Below are 18,748 nucleotides of genomic sequence, written 5' to 3' on the forward strand. Positions count from 1 at the left end.
TTCGCACATCGCTCACCCCGTGCTTAACTCCCCTCAGCCAGACAAGAACAAGCTAAAGGGAGGGTACTATGGCCAAGGTCTCCATGACCGTGAATGGCAAGGCTGCCAGCGGCGATGTCGAAGGGCGCACGCTGCTGTCGGCATTCCTGCGCGAGAAGCTGGGCCTCACCGGCACCCACATCGGCTGCGACACCAGCCAATGCGGTGCCTGCGTGGTGCATGTGGACGGCAAGGCGGTGAAATCCTGCACCATGCTGGCGCTGGAGGCCGAGGGGGCGGACGTCGCCACCATCGAAGGCCAGGCCAACGCCGACGGCTCTCTGAACACGATCCAGCAGGCGTTCCAGGACCACCACGGGCTGCAATGCGGCTTCTGCACGCCGGGCATGGTGATGTCTGCGGCGGCGCTGCTGAAGGACAACCCCAAGCCCACCGAGGCGGAGGTCCGCGACTATCTCGAGGGCAACCTGTGCCGCTGTACCGGCTACCACAATATCGTCAAGGCGATCATGGCGGCTTCGGGCCAGGATGTGTCCGCCATCGCGGCCGAGTGAAGCGCGACGACCCCAGGCCGGACCGCGGCCTGAGCTGAACAAGGAGTGCAGACCAAGAGGTGCGCTGCGGCAGCACCCTCCAGGGAGGAGACTTCAGACATGCCCAAGGACAATCCCAACGGCGGCGGCATCGGTGCCAGCCCCAAGCGGCGCGAGGACGTGCGGTTCCTCACCGGCGCCGGCAATTATACCGACGACATCAACGTGCACGGCCAGGCCTATGTGCATTTCCTGCGCGCGGATGTGGCCCATGCCACCATCAATTCCATCGGCACCAGTGCAGCCGAGGCAATGCCCGGCGTGGTCAGGATCTTCACCGGCGCCGATTTCGCCGAGGTCGGCGGCATCCCCTGCGGCTGGGGCGTGACCGACCGCCACGGCAACCCGCAGCAGGAGCCGCGCCACCCGATCATCGCCGATGGCACCATCCGCCACGTGGGCGAGATCGTGGCGGCGGTGGTGGCCGACAGCGTGGAGCAGGCCCGCGACGCGGCGGAAGCCATCGAGCTGGACCTCAGCGACAAGCCCGCGGTGGTGAACATGGCCGCAGCACTCGCCGAGGACAGCCCCAAGGTGCATGAGGATCTGACCTCAAACCTCTGTTATGACTGGGTGTTCGGCAACCCGGACGACGAGGCGGTGCAGGCGGCCTTTGACAGCGCCGCGCATGTGACCACGCTGGAGCTGGTCAACAACCGGCTGGTCGCCAACCCGATGGAGCCGCGCGTGGCGATCGGTGAATACAGCCGCGGCACCGATGAATACACGCTGCACACCACCAGCCAGAACCCGCATGTGATCCGCCTGCTGATGTGCGCCTTTGTGCTGGGCCTGCCCGAGCACAAGGTCCGCGTGGTGGCGCCCGATGTGGGCGGCGGCTTCGGCTCCAAGATCTTCCACTATGCCGAGGAGGCGTTCTGCACCCATGCCGCCAAGGCCTGCGGGCGGGCGGTGAAATGGACCTCGACCCGGTCGGAGGCGTTCATCTCCGACGCGCACGGGCGCGACCATGTGACCAGGATCGAGCTGGCGCTGGACAGCCACAACAACTTCACCGCGCTGCGCACCAATACGATGGCCAACATGGGGGCGTATCTGTCGACCTTCTCCACCTCGGTGCCCAGCTACCTGCACGGCACGCTGATGGCGGGCAACTACAAGACGCCGGTGGTGCAGGTGAACGTGAAGACCGTGTTCACCAACACGGTGCCGGTCGATGCCTACCGCGGCGCGGGCCGGCCCGAGGCGACCTATCAGCTGGAGCGCGTCATCGACAAGGCCGCGCGCGAGCTGGGCGCCGACCCGATTGCGCTCAGGCGGCAGAACTTCATCACCGAGTTTCCCTATGAAACCCCGGTGGCGCTGACCTATGACACCGGCGATTACGTCGCCACCATGGACAAGCTGGAGGAAGTCGCCGACGTGGCCGGCTTTGCCGCGCGGCGGGCGGAAAGCGAAAAGAACGGCAAGCTGCGCGGCTTTGGTGTGAACTGCTACATCGAGGCCTGCGGCATTGCTCCGTCGAATATCGTCGGCATGCTGGGCGCGCGTGCGGGCCTGTACGATGCCGCCACGGTGCGGGTGAACGCCACCGGCACCATCAGCGTCTTTGTCGGCGCGCACAGCCACGGGCAGGGGCATGAAACCTCCTTCCCGCAGGTGGTGGCAGAGATGATCGGCATCGACGAAAGCATGGTCGATATCGTGCATGGCGACACCGGGCGGGTGCCGTTCGGGATGGGCACCTACGGCTCACGCTCGATCGCGGTCTGCGGCTCCGCCATGGTGCGGGCAACCGAGAAGATCATCGCCAAGGCCAAGAAGATCGCGGCGCACCTGATGGAGGCCTCGGACGCCGACATCGAGCTGAAGGACGGCCAGTTCACCGTTGCGGGCACCGACAAGTCGGTGGCCTGGGGCGATGTCACCCTGACGGCTTACGTGCCGCACAATTACCCGCTGGAGGAGCTGGAACCGGGGCTGGAGGAGACCGCGTTCTACGACCCGGCCAACTTCACCTATCCGGCCGGCGCCTATGCCTGCGAGGTGGAGGTGGACCCGGACACCGGCAAGGTCACCATCGAGCGCTTTGCGGCTGCGGATGACTTCGGCAATATCATCAACCCGATGATCGTCGACGGGCAGGTGCATGGCGGGCTGGGGCAGGGCATCGGCCAGGCGCTGCTGGAGAATGCTGCCTATGACGAAGATGGGCAGCTGTTGTCGGCCTCCTACATGGATTACGCGATGCCGCGGGCTGATGACGTGCCGTTCTACCGGGTCGATCATTCCTGCCAGACCCCCTGCACCCACAACCCGCTGGGGGTGAAGGGCTGCGGCGAGGCCGGCGCCATCGGCTCGCCGCCGGCAGTGGTCAACGCGGTGGTGGACGCGCTGCAATCGGCGGGCAAAGACGTGACCCATATCGACATGCCGCTGAGCCCGTCGCGGGTCTGGGCGGCGATGAATGGCTGAGCCGGAGTGGGGGGGGCGCTGCCCCCGCACCCCCGGAGTATTTTCAACCAGAAAGAAGAGGTTGCGGCCTCTTGCTCTTTGGGAAGGACGACAAGATGTATGAATTCGAGTTCGAGAAACCCGCGACCATCGGTGAAGCGGTTGCGGCGCTGGCGGATGAGGACGCGCAGGCGCTGGGCGGCGGCCAGACGCTGATCCCGGCGCTGAAGCAGCGGCTGGCGATGCCGTCGAAACTGGTCTCCCTGACCGGCATTCCGCAGCTGAAGGAGCTGAGCGACAATGGCGGCATGCTGACCATCGGCGGCGCGGTGACCCATGCGGCGGTGGCGGAGGCCGCGGCGGATGCCTATCCGGCGCTGGCGGATCTGGCCAGCCATATCGGCGACCCGGCGGTCAGGAACCGCGGCACCATCGGCGGCTCTTTGGCCAACAATGACCCGGCCGCCTGCTATCCGGCGGCGGCGCTGGGCAGCGGCGCCACCATCGTCACCAGCCGCCGCGAGATCACCGCCGATGACTATTTCCGCGGCCTGTTCGAAACCGCGCTGGAAGAGGGCGAGATCATCACCGCGGTGCGCTTCCCGGTGCCGCAAAAGGCGAACTACCAGAAGTTCCTGCAGCCGGCCTCGCGGTTTGCGCTGGTGGGGGTGTTCGTGGCGCAATACGCCGCGGGCGTGCGGGTGGCGGTGACCGGTGCCTCGGAAGAGGGCGTGTTCCGCTGGCGCGAGGCCGAGGCGGCGCTGGATGCCCGCTTTGCCCCGGAGGCGCTGGACAGCCTCAGCGCGGATGCCGCCGGCATGATGGCCGACCTGCACGGCAGCAGAGAGTACCGCGCCCACCTGGTGGCGGTGATGGCCAAACGGGCCGTGGCCGCGGCGGCCTGACGGCCCCGGCGCAGCAGGCATCCGGATACCGGTGCCTGCCCGGCCTGACGCTAGTGCCGCAGGTAGCCGGATATTTCTTCCAGCAGGGTCTGCGTCTTGCCGGAAAGCTCGCGGATTTCGGTTGCGATCACTGCAAATCCCTTGCCCATGTCGCCGATCCGGGCCGCTTCTATCGAGGCATTGAAGGAAATGAACTTGATGTTGCGGCCCACGTCTTCGGCGCTGGCAATGGTTTCCCGCATCCCCTTTTCCCGCGTGCTGTCGCGGTCCTGCTGTGCCTCGTGCAGGATCTGCACCATCTGCTTGAGGAAGCCGGAGACAGCGGGCTCCAGCCGGTACAGGCAAAGCCCCGCGAGATCCGGGATCCTGCGGAGGCTGTCCAGCGGGCCTGCGTCCGTCTGCGACAGCGCGCGGTGCAGCGGGGACAGCATCTCCAGGCAGGCCTGGCGCCGCGCGGCGAGGTCCGGCGGCAGGCTGTAGCCGCTGGCGTGCAGCAGCCCGTCCAGCCCCTCGCCGAGCATGGCGTGGGCGGCGGCAATGCGCTGCACCGACAAGTCCAGCACCGTCTGGGGGTCGCTGCCGTCCTGCCCGCCCTGGTCCTGCCCGCGCTGGTCCTGGGCCAGCGCCAGCAGTGAAAGCGCAGCGATGCGGCTGGGGCCGATGGCCATGAATGCGGTGTTCTGAACGTCGGTTAAACTCGTCATGCCTCTGCCTTGATTGGGGACATGACCGGTTTAAACCGAAGGCGTTAATTCAGCGCTAACCGCAACGGCGGCGGGCAAAAGAAGAGCCCCGCGGCAATGCCAGCGGGGCTGATCCCTGGTGCGCCAATGGCGGCGCGGCTTATTTCTTCGCCAGCGGGCCGATCATCATGATCATCTGGCGGCCTTCCATCTTCGGCATGTTTTCGACCTTGCCGAGATCCTTGGTGTCTTCCGCGACCCGTTCCAGCAGCTCGCGCCCGAGGTTCTGGTGCGCCATCTCGCGGCCCCGGAAGCGCAGGGTGACTTTCACCTTGTCGCCGTTTTCCAGGAACTTGTAGACGTTGCGCATCTTCACGTCATAGTCATGCGTGTCCGTGTTGGGACGGAACTTGACCTCTTTGACCTCGATGATCTTCTGCTTCTTGCGGGCCTCGCTTTCGCGCTTCTGCTGTTCGTATTTGAACTTGCCGAAGTCCATGATCTTGCACACGGGAGGGTTGGCATTGGGCGAGATTTCAACCAGATCGAGTCCGGCTTCGGCGGCCATGTCCATCGCTTTCGCCGGATGCACGACACCGACGTTTTCGCCATCGGCACCGATCAGGCGGATTTCGGAGGCGCGGATTTTTTCGTTGACGCGCGGGCCGGTGTCACGTTGCGGCGGCGCGTTATGAGGTCTGCGGGCTATGACTGCGATCCTTCTGTCATTGCAAAAAGTGCGGGAACGCTACTGCCCCCGCGCATGTGATTCAAGACTTATGGGCGGTATGGCGGCAGGAAAGCCGTAATTCAAGGCCGCATATTGCAAATGGCCCTTTAAACCGGCGCAAATGCGGCCCGGGGCGGAGGGCGGGCGGCCCCGGCAACCGGCTGAAAACACAGGCGTGCGGCGGGGCTCCGCCGGTTCCGGCACCGGCGGCGGCAGGCGCCCGCCCGTGACGCGCCTGCCGGCAACTTTCCCCTTGAGCGGCACTGCGTCCGGCGCCATGTGGCAGGGCAGGCGCCGCGGATGGCGCAGCCTGGCCGAAGGCGGCCGGCCAATGAAGGAGTGCATTATGAAACAGTTCTTGATCCTGATTGCCCTGGGGGCTGCCGCCGTGGGCGGCTATGTGCTGCTGACAGGCCCGGCACCGCAGGACGCCGCGCCGGAGGTGCCGCAGGTGCAGGACAGCCAAAGCAGCACGGTGCCGGAAACGGCCGAGGACAGCGCAGCGCCGGCCGGGCAGGCGGTGGACGATGCCGCCGGGGCGGTGGAGGGCGCCCTCGAGTCCGGGGCCGAGGCTGCCGGTGCCGCGGTTGATGCGGTGCAGGACACGGTGAGCGAAGCGGCAGAAGCCGCTGCCGCGGCGGCAGGGGATGCTGTCGAGGCGGCGCAGGGGGCGGCTGAGGCCGCGGCCGATGCGGTGCGGGACGCGGCCGGTGCCGCGTCTGAGGCGGCCGGCGCCGCGCCGGAAGCCCAAGGCAGCGCAACCGGCACGACCGGCACAACCGGGCAAGCGCCGGAGCAGGCCGGCGCCGCGGACACGGAAAGCGCTGCCGGCAGCAACTGACCGGGCCGCAACGGCAAGCGGAGCACCGGCGCCCGGCCCCCGTGCCGCCGCCGGTGCGGCTGATCAGTGGGGCCGTACCTGCGCCTGCTGGGCGACCCGGGCCATGTGGTCGAGGGGAGCCTGGCCGCTGGTCTGCGGCTGCGGTGCCAGGAAGGCGAGAAACGTCTCCCACCCGGCGCTGCTGCCGCCCTGCTTGCGGGCGCGCTGGATCTGCAGCTGCGCCACGCCGACCAGGTCGAGCGGTCTGGCGCCGTCATAGTCGCTGCCGGTGATGCCGGCCAGATGGCTGCGGAATTTCCGGCCCATCGAGTTCAGCAGCAGCATCGGGGCCGTCACCGGATGGCCCGCCTGCACCAGCGCATCGAACATCTCGTCAATGTCGCCGGGGGCGATGGCGCGCGCATCGTAACGCGCCTTGATGCTGGCAATCTTGTCGGGGATCGAGGGCTGGACCTGGCCGGGCCGGGCCTGAAAGCCTGCAACCGCGGCCTTGACGCGTGCCTTGCCCGATTCGGTTCTGACGGACATGAAGACGGGCGGCTGCCCGGTGGCCGATTCATTCTGCATTTGCTGCTGCTCCGTTCTGGATTTCAGCTTCCGGAATACAGAATCATCCCCAACAAATGATAAACGGGAGGCGGCGGCCTCCCGTCAAAACAGTGTTAAAATCTGGGCAGCCGCCCGAGCCGACCCGGTGCCGGATCAGTCCAGGAAGGCCTTTTCCACCACGAAATGCGCCGGTTTGGAGTTGGCGCCCTCCTCAAGCCCGTAGGTGTTCTCGAACAGGTCCTTGAGCTCGAGGTTGAAGGCCAGGTTGCCGCAGATCATCGCGCGGTCGCTTTCCGGGTTCAGCGGCGGCACGCCGAGATCGGCAAACGCCTCGCCGGAGCGCATCAGGTCGGTGATCCGGCCCATCTTGGCGCTCTCCTCGCGGGTGGTGGTCGGGTAGTACTTGATCTTCTTCCAGAAGCCTTCGCCGATCACCTCGTTCAGCAGCTCGTCGTCCTTGAGGCTCTCGATCAGTTCGCGGCCATAGGTCAGCTCGCCCGCCTCGCGGCAGGTGTGGGTGATGATCACCTCGTCGTAGTCCTGATAGGTCTGCGGCTCGCGCAGGAGCGAGGCAAAGGGGGCAAAGCCGGTGCCGGTGGCAAAGAACCAGATCCGCTTGCCGGGCAGCAGCGCGTCATGCACCAGGGTGCCGACGGGCTTGGGGCGCAGGATGATCTCGTCGCCTTCCTGGATGTGCTGCAGGCGCGAGGTCAGCGGGCCGTCCTGCACCTTGATCGAGTAGAATTCCATTTCCTCGTCCCAGCTGGGCGAGGCGATGGAATAGGCGCGCAACAGCGGCTTCTGCTTGCCGGTCTTGGGGTCCGGGTCGTTCATCAGGCCGATCATCACGAACTCGCCCGAGCGGAAGCGCAAGCTGGCGGGCCGGGTCACCCGGAAGGAGAACAGCCGGTCGGTCCAGTGCTTCACATGCGTCACGGTCTGCGCGTCGGGCAGGGCCGGCACGGCCTTGGCGGGCGCTGCGTTGGGTGCGGTGTCGGTCGCAATATCGGTCACGGGCGTCATCTCATTCATCGGTTGCTCTGCCGGAGGAGAAGCCGGCACCTCTGATTAGTCTTTGATACAGGTCAGGAAAACCCCTTGTTTTGCGCAACCGGCCCCGCGCGCGACGCAACGGAACCGGTCCTGCAGAGGCTTTCCCGGGTTCGGGAGGGCCGGCTCAGCGGGCAGCGGTGCTGCCGCGCAGGCGGGCCTGGTAGCTGTGGTCCTGCCAGTTGGCGCGGGCCAGCCACTGGTTCTCGGGCTGGCGGGCGGCGAGATCATCGCTCAGCTCCACCTCGTCAAAGCCGGAGCGGCGGGCCATCGCGTACTGGTCGGCGATCACATGGCCAAAGGCGCGCAGGCGGCCATCGTAGCCCTTCAGCCGCAGCTGCCGGGCGAGGGTGAAGCCGCGGCCGTCGGCAAAGCTGGGGAAGTGTACCCGCACCAGCTCCACGCCGTCCAGCGCCACGTCGTTCAGACTGGCGTCCGAGGCCAGCTCCAGCACGTTGGCGCCGTCAAAGCCGCCGGTCCAGTCATCGGCAGCAAAGCCGGTGTCGGTCACGATAACAGTCATCTCACTCACGCTCCTGTGCGCACGAATTTGCCATCCACCACGTGGATGCCGCATTCTTCCTTGTTTTCCCCGCGCCAGCGGCCGGCCCGGGGGTCTTCGCCTTCCTTGACCGGGCTGGTGCAGGGGGCGCAGCCGATCGACGGATATCCCTTGGCCACCAGCGGGTGGCGGGGCAGGCGGTTTTCATCCATGTAGGCGCGCACGTCCTCGGGCGCCCAGTGGGCCAGCGGGTTGATCTTGAGCCGCCCGGTGCCGTCCTCGACCTCGAAGAAGTCGAGCGCGGCGCGGGTGCCGGACTGGAACCGCTTGCGGCCGGTGATCCAGCCGTCGTAGCCGTCCAGCGCCTTTTGCAGCGGCACGGTTTTCCGCAGGGTGCAGCAGGCGTCCTTGTCGCTGAACCGCAAGGCCCCGTAGGGGTCCTTTTCGGCGATGTCATCGGCGCGGATGATGCGCACGTTGCGCAGGCCCAGCCGCTCGCTCACCTCCTGCTGGTACAGCAGGGTTTCGGTGAACAGCAGTTCGGTGTCCACGAACAGAACCGGCGTCATCGGGTCGATGATCGCGGCCATGTGCAGCAGAACCACGGATTCCGCGCCGAAAGAGGAGACCAGGGCGATGTGCCCCGCGTCCCGTAATGCGCCCTCCATCACCGAGGTGGCCGAATGGTGGCGGAAGCGCGCGTTCAGCGCCTCCGCCTTGGCGGCCAGCTCCCGGTCGCGGGCGGGGCTGGCCCCCCCGGCGGGCTGTTTTCCGGCTGTGTCGAACATGGGTCAGGCGACCTTTTTCTGGGCCTCGGGATAGAGCGCGGCCTTGAACGGCTCCATGCCGATCCGGCGGTAAGTCTCGAGGAAGGTCTCTTCGGCGCTTTCACGCTGCGCCATGTAGACCTCGACGATGCGCTCCACCGCAGGCACGATCTCGTCATAGGCAAAGCCGGGACCGGTGCGGGTGCCGATGGCAGCCGTCTCGGTGGCGTCGCCGCCCAGGGTGATCTGGTAGTTCTCCACCCCTGCGCGGTCGAGGCCCAGAATGCCGATGTGGCCGACGTGGTGATGGCCGCAGGCGTTGATGCAGCCCGAGATCTTGATCTGCAGATGGCCGATGTCGTGCTCCATCTTCAGTTCGTCAAAGCGGGTTGCGATCTCCTGCGCCACCGGGATCGAGCGGGCGGTTGCCAGCGCGCAGTAGTCCATGCCGGGGCAGGCGATGATGTCCGAGATCAGGCCGACGTTGGCGGTGGCCAGCCCGTGCTGTTTCAGCTTGGCGTGGATCGCGGGCAGGTCGTTCTTGTGGACATGCGGCAGGATCACGTTCTGCTGGTGGCTGATGCGCAGCTCGTCATAGGCATATTGTTCGCCCAGATCCGCCATCACCCGCATCTGTTCGCCGGTGGCGTCGCCGGGAGTAGCCCCATGCGCCTTGACCGAAATGGTGACGATCGCGTGGTCGCCCTTGCGGTGCGGGTGCAGGTTGGTGTCGGCCCAGGCGCGGAACACCGGGTCGTTTGCGTAGGCCGCGTCAAAGGCCTCGGTCGAACCGGAACGGAACTCCGGCGCCGCAAAATGCGTCTTGATCTCTTCCAGCAGCTCTTGGTCGGTGCCGTCATACTGGCCGCGGATCGCCATGAAGGCTTCCTCGGTCATCGCGCGGTAGGTGTCGATGCCGTTCTCGGAGACGGTGATCTTGATGCGCGCCTTGTACTTGTTGTCGCGCCGTCCCAGCACGTTGTAGACGGTCAGAACCGACTCCAGATAGGGCAGCAGATCCGCCTGCGGCAGGAACTCGCGCAGCACCTGGCCGATCATCGGGGTGCGGCCCAACCCGCCGCCGACGATAACCTTGAAGCCCGTCTTGCCGTCCTGTTCCACCACCTGCAGGCCCACGTCATGGGCCTTGATCACGGCGCGGTCAGAGCCGCTGCCGGTGATGGCGATCTTGAACTTGCGGCCCAGGAACTGGAATTCCGGGTGGTCGGTGGACCACTGGCGGATCAGCTCGGCATAGGGGCGGGGATCGGTCAGCTCATCCGCGGCGGCACCGGCGAAATGGTCGGCGGTGGTGTTGCGGATGGTATTGCCCGAGGTCTGGATGGCGTGCAGGCCAACTTCACCCAGCGCGTCCAGCATGTCCGGCAGGTCGCGCAAGCGGGGCCAGTTGTACTGGATGTTCTGGCGGGTGGTGAAATGGCCATAGCCCTTGTCCCACTTCTCGGCCAGCAGCGCCAGGGTGCGCATCTGGCCGGAGTTCAGGGTGCCATAGGGGATCGCAACCCGCAGCATGTAGGCGTGCAGCTGCAGGTAGACGCCGTTCATCAGGCGCAGCGGCTTGAACTCGTCCTCGGTGAGGGAGCCGTCGATGCGGCGCTCGACCTGGGCGCGGAACTGGGCGTTGCGCTCGGCCAGGAAGGCTTCGTCGAATTCGTTGTACTTATACATTGGCTTCGGCCTCCTGTTTGCCGTGGAAGTAGTTCGAGGGGCCGGTGCGGCGGAATTCCTCGCGGAAGTGGGTCGGCTCGGGCCCGTTCGGGCCGGCCTTGGCGTCGGCCAGATAGGCGCCGACGATCTTGATGTTCTGCTTCTCCGCCTCGATCAGGCGCAGCTGGGCTTCGGCCTCATCGGTGATCAGCTCGGCCTCCGACAGCTCGCGGGTCCAGGTGTCCTGGGCGGTGAAATAGATCACGTCGCCTTCCAGCAGGTCGTTGGCGGTGATGACTTTGGGCGTAAAGGCGCGAGGCATTATGCAAGCTCCGTCTTGAGATCGTTCAGGGCGGCGGCCGCTTTGCGCGGTGCAAGACCCAGGAAGGTAAGGGCGGGGCCGCTGAGGCCGGCCGCATCAAGGTCGGCAGGCAGGCGGTCAAGCGTGGTTTCCAGCACCCGCTGTTCGGGGCGGGAGGCGTTTTCGACAAGGGTGACCGGGGTGGCGCGGTCGGCCCCGTGCATGATCAGGCGGCCCTGCACGAAGCGGGCGGATTTCTTGCCCATGTAGATGGCGGCAACCGCGCCGGGGCGCGCAAGGGCTGCCCAGTCGTGATCGGCAAAGCCCTGCATGTCATGGCCGGTCAGGAACCGCACCGAAGAGTTGCGGCCGCGCTGGGTCAGGCTCTGGCCGATGCCCGCGGCCGCCGCCGATGCGGCGGTGATGCCGGGGATGATCTGGCTGGCGATGCCGGCCGCTTCGCAGGCGGTCAGCTCCTCGTCCAGGCGGGCAAACAGGGTGGGATCGCCGGCCTTGAGCCGCAGCACCTTCCTGCCGGCCCGGGCGTGGGCCACCAGCCGGGCGCAGATCTCGTCCTGGCTGACCTGCGGGCCGAAGCCTTCCTTGCCGACATTCTCCAGCACCGCTTGCGCACCGGCCAGCGCCATGATCTCTGCACTGACCAGACGGTCATACAGGATCACGTCGGCCTCCTGCAGCGCGCGCAGGACCTTCAGGGTCAGCAGGCCGGGGTCGCCGGGGCCGGAACCCGCAAAGGCAACCTGGCCCGCAACCAGACAGTCCATGCTGCCGCGGACGTGAGCGGTGGCATTGGCAGCATGTGTCGATGGTGCGGACATTCCTGTTCCCTCTGCGGTGTGTTTGACTTGAGGGTAGATATAGGAAATATTCCCGGTATTGCGCTATATGGGTGCTCAAATAAGAACGTTGGTTTTACTGAGGCAGGATGCCGGGCCGATTGGTCCTCACAATAGGAGAAAACAGGAATGACGGTGCGGATCGACGGCACGGACCGGAAAATTCTGGCGGAACTGCAGCGCGACGCCAGCCAGTCGCTGGACGAAATCGCCCGCCGGGTGGGCTCCTCCAAGACCCCGGTGTGGAATCGGATCCGCAAGCTGAAGGAGGCCGGGGTGATCGGCCAGCAGACGGTGCTGCTGGACCCCGAGGCGCTGGGATTCGAGGCCTGCTTCTTTGTGCTGATCCGCACCTCGGAGCATGAGGCGGAGTGGCAGGCCAAGTTCCTGCAGGCGCTGCGCGACCGCCCCGAGGTGCAGGAGGCGCACCGGCTGGCGGGCGACATCGACTATATCCTCAAGGTGCGGGTGCAGAACGCGCGCGCCTATGACGTGTTCTATCAGGCGCTGATCTCGGAGGTGAAGGTGCACAACGTGACGGCGCTTCTGTCGATGGAGGAGATCAAGTCGACAACGATGCTGCCGCTGGGTGGTTAAGCGCCGCGCGCCGCGCTGCATCAGCTGGCAGGACCGGTGTCCTGCCAGCCATGCCAGCTGTCACAGGGGCGGGCGCAGCAGCAGGTGCCGCCCGTCTTTCAGCCGCCAGGGGGATGTGTCCCCGGCGGTGGCGGTCTGTGTGATGCCGATATCGGCCAGCAGATGCGGAGATGTCCCGGCCAGCCGCTCCAACTCAGCGCGCGGCACCTGTACGGTTGCCTGTCCCGCAGGTGAGTGAGGCTCAGCTTTTTTCGACATGAAAAGGCCCGCGATCCACCGTGCGGCGCGGCGGGCGGGTGGCACAGGATGTTGCGCGTCCGCTTTGGCAAGGTATGCCATCATAGCTTTTCCTCCATTCCAGGGCCAAGGGATACGGCCTTCGGGGGCTTGCGCGCAAACCAGTTAATCTGCACCATGGATCAGGAAAACTGACCCATGGAGATGCCATGCGCCTGCCGCCGCTCAATGCCCTGCGCGCCTTCGAGGCCGCTGCCCGCCATCAGGGCTTCATCGCTGCCGCGGAGGAGCTGTTCGTGACGCGCGGCGCCGTCAGCCGCCAGGTGAAGATCCTGGAGGACCACATCGGTGTGCCGCTGTTCCACCGGCACGCGCGCGGGGTGGCGCTGACGGCGGCGGGGCAGCGGCTCTGCCCGGTGCTGACGGATGCCTTTGCGAGGGTGCTGCGCGAGGTCGAGCAGATCGCGGCGGACGCCTCGGAGCTGCGGGTGATCTGCCCGCCGACGCTGTCGATCCGCTGGTTGCTGCCGCAGCTGGAGCAGTTCCGCGCCGCGCATCCGGAGATCAAGGTGCGGCTGACAACCAGCTTCTACGGCGGCAAGGGCTTCGAGAGGGCTGAATACGATCTTGGCATTGCCCTTCAGAACCGTCCTGGGCGGCCGCCGGACATCGAGGTGCAGCCGCTGTTCGAAATGATCCTGTCCCCGGCCTGCGCCCCGTCGCTGCTGCCGGCCTTGGCGGAGGGCCCGGCGGCGCTGGCGGGCCAGCGGCTGCTGCATGAAAGCCCGCGCCGCGAGGACTGGGCAACCTGGGTGCAGCATTTCGGGGTGGAGCAGGCGGACCCTGCCGGCGGGGAGGCTTTCCCGAACCTCGACATGGCCACCCGCGCGGCGGTGATGGGGGCCGGCGTGGTGATGGCGGATCTGGTGCTGTGCCAGGAGGAACTGGCCCGCGGCGACCTGGTGCTTCCGTTCCCGGACATGGTCTGCGGAACTCCGGACGGCGCCTATGCGCTGATCGGCGAACGGCAGAAATGGCATGACCCCAAAGTCGCCGCCTTCCGGGAGTGGCTGCTGAACAGTCCCGGCCTGGCCGGGGTCCCGGCAGCACTGGCGTAGCCTCCCGGAAAGTGCGGCGGGGGGCGCTGCCCCCTCGGCGCTGATGCGCCTCACCCCCGGAGTATTTTGCCAAAGAAGAAAGGGTGGAGCGCCGCGCCGCGTCAGCGGCGCCGGGCCCAACCGCGCCAGGGGATCTGTGATCCCTGCCGCGCGGGCGGGAGCGCCCCCGGCTTCAGTTGCGGGCCGCCAGCAGCCGGGTCAGGCCATGGAAGTGGTAGGTGTTGGAATACTCCGGCGCCGCCGCCAGTGCCAGGTCCGGGCAGCGCGCGAACAGGACGGGCAGGGCAATCTGCATCTCCAGCCGCGCCAGCGGCGCGCCGACGCAGAAATGCAGGCCGCCGCCGAAGCTCTTGTTCACCTTTGCGGGGCGGGCGGGATCGAACCTGTCCGCGTCCTCCAGCGCCGACGGGTCGCGGTTGGCAGCTGCCAGCAGCAAGGCCACCTGGTCGCCGCGCTGGAAGGTATGGCCGAACACCTCGGCCTCCTCGTAGGCGTAGCGGGTGAACATGTGCAGCGGCGGATCATAGCGCAGGATTTCCTCCACCAGCCGGTCGATGCCGCCGGGGGCCAGCCATTCCGGCTGCCAGCCCTGCTGCAGCATCGTCTTCACCCCGTTGCCGAGCGAATGCACGGTGGCCTCGTGGCCGGCATTCAGCAAGAGGATGCAGGTGCCGACCAGCTCATCCGTCGAGAGCGTGTCGCCTTCCTCCTCCGCCGCGATCAGCCTTGTGATCAGGTCGTCGCGGGGATCGCTGCGGCGCTCGTCGATGTAACCGCGCAGGAAATCCGTGAACGCCTGCGCGGCCTGTGCCGCGGCATGTTCGGTCTCTTCGGTGCGCGCCGCCTGGTACATCGCCACCATCCTGTGCGACCAGTCCAAAAGCTGCGGCGCCATCGCCTCGGGCACCCCCAGCAGGCGGCAGATGGTGATCACCGGCACCTGGGTGCAATAGGCGTCGAGCAGGTCAAAGGGCTGCTGCGGGAAGGCATCGATCAGCTGGTGGCACAGCTCCCGGAGGCCCGGCTCCAGCGCCGCGATCGCGCGCGAGGTGAAGGCGCGCAGCACCAGCCGGCGCAGGCGGGTGTGGCGGGGCGGCTCGGCTTCCAGCATCGAATGCGCCTCCGCCGCCAGGAACGGGGCGAGATGGGCGGGGCCGGGTTTGCGCAGCTCTTCCGGCACCTCGCGGCCGAAGCGGCGGTCGCGCAGCAGCATGTGCACGGCGGAATGGCCGAAGGCGGCCGCCATGCCGAAGTCCTGCCAATGGTGCAGCTGGCCCTGCGCCCGGGCGGCGGCATAGAACGGATAGGGATCCTGCACAAAGGCCGGATCGGTGGGGGATTGGGTCAAGATTTTCATCCACAGGATTTTGCCGGCATGGCTGGCCAATGCAAGGGGGCGGCTGATAACGTGCCGTCATGAAAACACAAAACTATCTTCGCTGGAGCCTGCCGGCCGGGTTCCTGCTGGCGGTGGCGGCGCTGGCGCTGGCGGTCTGGTCCTATGGCTACCGCCAGGCGCTGGACAGCCTGGCCGAGCGCAGCGCGGCGGATCTGGCGCTGGCGTCGGACCGGGTCAGCACCCAGCTGCAGGTCTATCAGGAGCTGGCGGTGCTGACCGTGGAGCACCCGGCGCTGGCGGATCTCTCTGCCCCTGCGGCACGGGCGCAGGCGGCTGAGCTGCTGCGCTCGGTGGCGGACAAGACCGCGGCGCTGGATGTGTTCTTTGCCGGCCCCGGCGGCCGCGTGGTGGCCGCCGCCGGAGGGGTGACCGGCGCCAGCGTGGCACGGGAGGGCTATTTCATCCGGGCGATGCAGGGGGCGCTGGGCACCGGCCACGGGGTGCTGCAGCCGGACGGCAAACGCGCCTATTTCTATGCGGCGCCGGCCTTTGCGGCCGACGGGCGGGTGCGCGGCGCATTGGTGGTGGTGGCCGATGTCGCCGATGTGGAGCAGACCTGGCGCGGCTCGCTGCCGGCGGTGTTCTTCACCGATGAATCCGGCGAGGTGTTCATCGCCAACCGCTCGGAGCTGCTGTTCTGGCGGCAGCCGCAGGCGGATGGTGTGCCGCGGGTCACGGCCAGGCGGATGCATGCGGGGCATGAGATCTGGTCGCTGCAGGGCAGCCCGTATCTGCCGCAGCGGGCCTTGCACCTGACGGTGGGGCTGCCGGTGATCGGCATGACCGGGGAGATCCTGGTGGATGTGGCGCCGGCCCGGCGGATTGCGCTGCTGCAGGCGGCAGCACTTGCGGCGGTGTGCCTGGCGTTCGGCGCCATTCTGTTCTTTGTGATGGAGCGCCGCCGCACCCTGGCCGAGGCCAATGCGGTGCTGGAAAGCCGGGTGGCGCAGCGTACCCGCGACCTGTCGGCGGCCAACACGCAGCTGCGCCGCGAGGTGGGGGAGCGGATGGAGGCCGAGGCGGCCCTCAAACGGGCGCAGCAGGAGCTGGTGCAGGCGGGCAAGCTGTCGGCGCTGGGGCAGATGTCGGCGGGCATCAGCCATGAGCTGAACCAGCCGCTGATGGCAATCCAGCAGTATGCCGAGAACGGCGCCGCTTTTTTGGCGCGCGGCAAGGCGGAGCGCACCGGCGAAAACCTGGGGCGGATTGCCGACATGGCGGCGCGGATGGCGCGGATCATCAAGAACCTGCGCGCATTCGCCCGCAACGAGAGCGAGCCGATGGGCCGGGTCGATCTGGTGCAGGTGATCACTGCCGCCGCCGAGCTGACCGCGCCGCGGCTGAAGGCGGACCAGGTGGCGCTGGGCTGGGACGCGCAGGCCTACCGCGACCCGGTCTATGCCTGGGGCGGCGAGGTGCGGCTGACGCAGGTGTTCGTGAACCTGATCAACAATGCCGCCGATGCGATGCAGGGGCAGGCGGAGAAGAGGATTGCGGTCTCCATCGGGACCGGCGCGCGGCTGCAGGTGCGGGTGCAGGACAGCGGCCCCGGCATCAAGGAGCCGGAGAAGATGTTCGACCCGTTCTATTCGACCAAGGCGGTGGGCAGCTCCGAGGGCATGGGGCTGGGGCTGTCGATTTCCTATGGCCTGGTGCAGAGCTTTGGCGGCAATATCCGCGGCACCAATACCGGCGGCGGCGCGGTGTTCACCGTCGAGCTGGAGCCGTGGCGTGAAACCGGACAGAAGGATGATGCCGCATGACCCGCAAGGTGCTGTTGGTGGATGACGATGCGGCGGTGCGCGAGGCGCTGGCGCAGACGCTGGAGCTGAACGAGCTGGAGGCGGTGGTCTGCGGGTCGTTTGTGGCGGCCAAGGATCACATCACCCCGGCGTTCGGCGGGATCATCGTGTCGGACATCCGGATGCCGGGGCGCGACGGGTTCCACCTGCTGGACTATGCCCGCGGGGTTGACGAGGAACTGCCGGTGGTGCTGCTGACCGGCGAGGGCGACATTCCGATGGCGGTGAAGGCGATGTCGCAGGGGGCGTTCGATTTCCTGGAGAAACCCTGCGCGGCGGGGGATTTCCTGCCGGTGCTGGAGCGGGCGCTGAAAACCCGCGCGCTGGTGCTGGAGAACCGGCGGCTGAAGCGGCAGCTGGAAACCGGCGATCCGGCCTCGCGGCTCTTGTTCGGCACCTCGCCGCAGGCCGAGGAGATGCGGCAGCGGGTGCGGGCGGTGGCGCCGACGGGGGCGGAGGTGCTGGTCACCGGCGCGCCGGGCAGCGGCATTTCCAAGGTGGCGGAGGTCATCCACCTGATGTCGCCTGCAGGGCAGGGACCGTTTGTGAAACGCCCGGCGGCCGGGCTGGCGGCAGAGACCGTGGCGCAGCTGTGCCAGGAGGCGGCGGGCGGGTCGCTGTTTCTGGACGAGGTGCAGGCGCTGCCGGAAGCGGCGCAATATGCGCTGCTGGCGCATCTGGAACAGGGCAGCGGCGTGCGGATCATCGCCGGGTCAAGCGCTGCTCTGGCGGAGAAGGTGGCGGCGGGCGGGTTCAGCCCGGATCTGTTCTACCGGCTGGACGTGATGCGGGTGCGGATCCCGTCGCTGGCGGAGCGCCCCGGCGATATTCCGGTGCTGTTCCGCCATTACGTGGCGCAGGCCGCGGAGCAGGCAGGGATTGCGGCGCCAAAGATCGGCCAGGAGCATCTGGCGGCGCTGATGGCGCAGGACTGGCCGGGCAATGCGCGCTCGCTGATGTCGGCGGCGATGCGGTTTGTGCTGGGCATGCCGGAGGAAGCCGCCGCTGCGGCGGGGCTGGGGCTGGCCGAGCAGATGGCGCAGGTGGAGCGCTCGCTGCTGATTGCGGCGCTGGGCCGCGCCAACGGGCGCGCGGCTGCGGCCGCCGAAGCCCTGAAGCTGCCGCGCAAGACGTTTTATGACAAGCTGGCCCGCTATGGCGTCCGGCCCGAGGATTACCGCCGCTGAGGGCGCCGGGCCGGGGGCATTGCAATTCGTCTGGTCCGGCGCTGCGGCCGGGGCAGTAAAGGAGGCGGCGCCGCCGGGAACCCCGGAGGGGGCCATGGGCGGAGGGAGGACGGGGTTTTAATCCCATGTCCGCTGAAGCCTTCGGTGCGGGACGCCCCTGCACCCGATGAGGAGGTGGTCTGGGGGGCCCTGTGGTCTCCTGGCGGTGCGGGGTGTCAGTCCGCACCTGGTGTCGCGACGGGAAGCAGTATCGCAGGGCGGGGTTAAGGAGCGGCAAGCGGGGCGTGCGCCGGGACCGCAACACCCCGGCGGACGGCGTTTGCGGAGAGGCCGGATGCCTCCCCTCTCGGCGGCATAGCCGCCTGACGGGCGGTGGGACGGGGAAATTTCCAGCCAGAAGAAAGGGGCGATTCCCTGTTGGGCCTGTCGGGCGCTAACATTTGTGCGGATTTCCGCACAAAGCCGGAAGCGCCCTGTGCGGGATTTCGCACAGATTCCGGACCGCGCGGCCTGCACGCGGTTGGGACGGTCGGTAAGTCTATGCAAA

Annotated in this window: 19 protein-coding genes; 8 read left to right on the top strand and 11 right to left on the bottom strand. The window is 67.4% G+C overall.

Annotated features, from left to right (window positions below; translation table 11 throughout):
• The first annotated feature begins 68 nt into the window (after positions 1-68).
• From OKQ63_RS06535 to OKQ63_RS06545, 3 genes are all read left to right on the top strand, one after another.
• Positions 69-554 (top strand): (2Fe-2S)-binding protein, encoded by a 486-nt coding sequence (locus OKQ63_RS06535; RefSeq protein WP_264213147.1) that lies wholly within the window; start codon positions 69-71, stop codon positions 552-554.
• Positions 555-653: 99 nt separating this feature from the next.
• On the top strand, positions 654-3,029 hold the full coding sequence (locus OKQ63_RS06540; RefSeq protein WP_264213148.1) for a xanthine dehydrogenase family protein molybdopterin-binding subunit: 2,376 nt from the start codon (positions 654-656) through the stop codon (positions 3,027-3,029).
• A gap of 95 nt (positions 3,030-3,124) precedes the next feature.
• The gene (locus tag OKQ63_RS06545) at positions 3,125-3,913 is read left to right on the top strand and encodes an FAD binding domain-containing protein (RefSeq protein ID WP_264213149.1); all 789 of its coding nucleotides are present in this window, start codon (positions 3,125-3,127) and stop codon (positions 3,911-3,913) included.
• Positions 3,914-3,963: 50 nt separating this feature from the next.
• On the opposite strand, the gene OKQ63_RS26040 is transcribed toward OKQ63_RS06545, so the two are convergent.
• A complete protein-coding gene (locus OKQ63_RS26040; RefSeq protein WP_286672690.1) occupies positions 3,964-4,617 on the bottom strand; it encodes a methyl-accepting chemotaxis protein in 654 nt (217 codons plus the stop codon).
• 139 nt (positions 4,618-4,756) lie between these two features.
• Positions 4,757-5,314 (bottom strand): translation initiation factor IF-3, encoded by a 558-nt coding sequence (gene infC / locus OKQ63_RS06555; RefSeq protein WP_434086056.1) that lies wholly within the window; start codon positions 5,312-5,314, stop codon positions 4,757-4,759.
• A gap of 358 nt (positions 5,315-5,672) precedes the next feature.
• Here infC and OKQ63_RS06560 point away from each other — a divergent pair, with 358 nt between their 5' ends.
• On the top strand, positions 5,673-6,167 hold the full coding sequence (locus OKQ63_RS06560) for a hypothetical protein (protein WP_264213150.1): 495 nt from the start codon (positions 5,673-5,675) through the stop codon (positions 6,165-6,167).
• 63 nt (positions 6,168-6,230) lie between these two features.
• Here OKQ63_RS06560 and OKQ63_RS06565 read toward each other — a convergent pair whose 3' ends face one another.
• From OKQ63_RS06565 to cobA, 7 genes are all read right to left on the bottom strand, one after another.
• Entirely contained in the window at positions 6,231-6,734 is a 504-nt protein-coding gene (locus OKQ63_RS06565; RefSeq protein ID WP_264213151.1) for a hypothetical protein, read from the bottom strand.
• A gap of 135 nt (positions 6,735-6,869) precedes the next feature.
• Positions 6,870-7,748, bottom strand: a complete 879-nt coding sequence (locus OKQ63_RS06570; RefSeq protein WP_264213152.1) for a ferredoxin--NADP reductase — start codon at positions 7,746-7,748, stop codon at positions 6,870-6,872.
• A gap of 145 nt (positions 7,749-7,893) precedes the next feature.
• On the bottom strand, positions 7,894-8,289 hold the full coding sequence (locus tag OKQ63_RS06575) for a DUF934 domain-containing protein (protein ID WP_264213153.1): 396 nt from the start codon (positions 8,287-8,289) through the stop codon (positions 7,894-7,896).
• Positions 8,290-8,294: 5 nt separating this feature from the next.
• Complete coding sequence (locus tag OKQ63_RS06580) at positions 8,295-9,056, bottom strand: phosphoadenylyl-sulfate reductase (protein WP_264213154.1); 762 nt, start codon at positions 9,054-9,056, stop codon at positions 8,295-8,297.
• Between the two features lie 3 nt (positions 9,057-9,059).
• Positions 9,060-10,724 carry a nitrite/sulfite reductase gene (locus OKQ63_RS06585; RefSeq protein WP_264213155.1) on the bottom strand — a complete coding sequence of 555 codons (1,665 nt, stop codon included), beginning with the start codon at positions 10,722-10,724 and terminating at the stop codon, positions 9,060-9,062.
• Positions 10,717-11,025 carry a DUF2849 domain-containing protein gene (locus tag OKQ63_RS06590; protein ID WP_264213156.1) on the bottom strand — a complete coding sequence of 103 codons (309 nt, stop codon included), beginning with the start codon at positions 11,023-11,025 and terminating at the stop codon, positions 10,717-10,719. The genes OKQ63_RS06585 and OKQ63_RS06590 overlap by 8 nt, the downstream gene beginning before the upstream one ends.
• On the bottom strand, positions 11,025-11,789 hold the full coding sequence (gene cobA / locus OKQ63_RS06595; protein WP_264213891.1) for a uroporphyrinogen-III C-methyltransferase: 765 nt from the start codon (positions 11,787-11,789) through the stop codon (positions 11,025-11,027). The genes OKQ63_RS06590 and cobA overlap by 1 nt, the downstream gene beginning before the upstream one ends.
• A 201-nt stretch (positions 11,790-11,990) precedes the next feature.
• Here cobA and OKQ63_RS06600 point away from each other — a divergent pair, with 201 nt between their 5' ends.
• Positions 11,991-12,458 carry an Lrp/AsnC family transcriptional regulator gene (locus tag OKQ63_RS06600; protein WP_264213157.1) on the top strand — a complete coding sequence of 156 codons (468 nt, stop codon included), beginning with the start codon at positions 11,991-11,993 and terminating at the stop codon, positions 12,456-12,458.
• 60 nt (positions 12,459-12,518) lie between these two features.
• Here the strand turns inward: OKQ63_RS06600 and OKQ63_RS06605 are convergent, their stop codons facing one another.
• Complete coding sequence (locus OKQ63_RS06605) at positions 12,519-12,665, bottom strand: hypothetical protein (RefSeq protein WP_264213158.1); 147 nt, start codon at positions 12,663-12,665, stop codon at positions 12,519-12,521.
• Positions 12,666-12,904: 239 nt separating this feature from the next.
• Between OKQ63_RS06605 and OKQ63_RS06610 the strand changes: the two genes are divergently transcribed.
• Entirely contained in the window at positions 12,905-13,813 is a 909-nt protein-coding gene (locus OKQ63_RS06610; RefSeq protein ID WP_264213159.1) for a LysR substrate-binding domain-containing protein, read from the top strand.
• A 172-nt stretch (positions 13,814-13,985) separates the two neighbouring features.
• Here OKQ63_RS06610 and OKQ63_RS06615 read toward each other — a convergent pair whose 3' ends face one another.
• Positions 13,986-15,170: a cytochrome P450 gene (locus OKQ63_RS06615; protein WP_264213160.1), complete on the bottom strand. Its 1,185-nt coding sequence runs from the start codon at positions 15,168-15,170 to the stop codon at positions 13,986-13,988.
• Between the two features lie 59 nt (positions 15,171-15,229).
• On the opposite strand from OKQ63_RS06615, the gene OKQ63_RS06620 reads away from it, so the two are divergent.
• Together OKQ63_RS06620 and OKQ63_RS06625 are read left to right on the top strand one after the other, a co-directional pair.
• The gene (locus OKQ63_RS06620; RefSeq protein ID WP_264213161.1) at positions 15,230-16,975 is read left to right on the top strand and encodes a sensor histidine kinase; all 1,746 of its coding nucleotides are present in this window, start codon (positions 15,230-15,232) and stop codon (positions 16,973-16,975) included.
• Positions 16,972-18,201 carry a sigma-54-dependent transcriptional regulator gene (locus tag OKQ63_RS06625; protein ID WP_264213162.1) on the top strand — a complete coding sequence of 410 codons (1,230 nt, stop codon included), beginning with the start codon at positions 16,972-16,974 and terminating at the stop codon, positions 18,199-18,201. The genes OKQ63_RS06620 and OKQ63_RS06625 overlap by 4 nt, the downstream gene beginning before the upstream one ends.
• Positions 18,202-18,748 lie beyond the last annotated feature (547 nt).

Source organism: Leisingera thetidis, from assembly GCF_025857195.1.
Lineage (GTDB): Bacteria > Pseudomonadota > Alphaproteobacteria > Rhodobacterales > Rhodobacteraceae > Leisingera > Leisingera thetidis.